Source organism: Parasediminibacterium sp. HNIBRBA5674 (assembly GCF_056745525.1).
This window is the reverse complement of record NZ_JBQWIE010000095.1, coordinates 1-821: the sequence shown is the minus strand read 5'-3', so window position 1 is coordinate 821 and position 821 is coordinate 1. Positions and strand designations below refer to the sequence as shown.

Here is an 821-nt window from a genome sequence, read left to right as displayed (position 1 = left end):
GTCTTGTCCTAAAATAGGTTTACACTAAATCATTAAAGTGTAAATTATGTCAAGAGTTATTATTCAAAAGTCGCAACAGTATTTTAGTGAATCAGAGAAGCATTTGGTTATCCAGGATTACTTGAACAGTAAGTTAAGTAAACAATTTATCTGGCAGAAGTATACAGGTGAGTTACAAGAGCATGGCACACTACTTAAATGGATGCGCCGATTGGGCTACACAGCAGTTGCTAAAAGCCAAAATGGTAATATTGCACCTAAGCGTACGATTATGGCAAAAAAGCAAGCATGTGAACAAGATTTTGCCACCCTTCAATTAGAGAAAAGAATTCTTGATTTAGAGAAGCAATTAAAGGAAGCAGAACTTAAAGCGATTGCCTTTTCTACCATGGTAGATATTGCAGAAAAAGAGTTCAAGATACCAATCAGAAAAAAGCTCAATACCAAACCATAGCAGTTATGAAAGACAACTTTCAACACATAGGCTTAGCCAAGCTGTGTGGATGGTTTGGTATGAGTAGACAGGCTTACTATCAACATACTTGGTGTGGTATCTCTACAAGTATTGAAGAAGAATTGATTATTAAACAAGTACAAAAAATTCGATCAAATCATAGAAAACTAGGCGGTAGAAAATTGTATGAGTTGTTACAACCGTTTCTGTTAGAACATAGTATCAAAATAGGACGAGATGGCCTCTTTTCAATACTTGCAGCCAATTATCTACTAATAAAAAGAAGAAAAAGAAAGATACAAACAACTAATTCATTGCACTGGTTACGCAAGTACCCAAACCTTATTAGAGACTTTGTTCCAACAGC

The 821-nt window shown here is 35.2% G+C and carries 1 protein-coding gene and 1 pseudogene; both read left to right on the top strand.

Annotation, left to right across the window (positions count from 1 at the left end):
* Positions 1 to 46 precede the first annotated feature (46 nt).
* On the top strand, positions 47 to 454 hold the full coding sequence (locus tag ACT9TX_RS18395; protein WP_481340571.1) for a hypothetical protein: 408 nt from the start codon (positions 47 to 49) through the stop codon (positions 452 to 454).
* A 5-nt stretch (positions 455 to 459) separates the two neighbouring features.
* Positions 460 to 821, top strand: a pseudogene (locus ACT9TX_RS18390) (IS3 family transposase); the annotation flags it as partial.

Bases quoted from the DNA above. Each gene is read 5' to 3' on its own strand.
- ACT9TX_RS18395 (WP_481340571.1), top strand. From the start codon at position 47: ATGTCAAGAGTTATTATTCAAAAGTCGCAACAGTATTTTAGTGAATCA.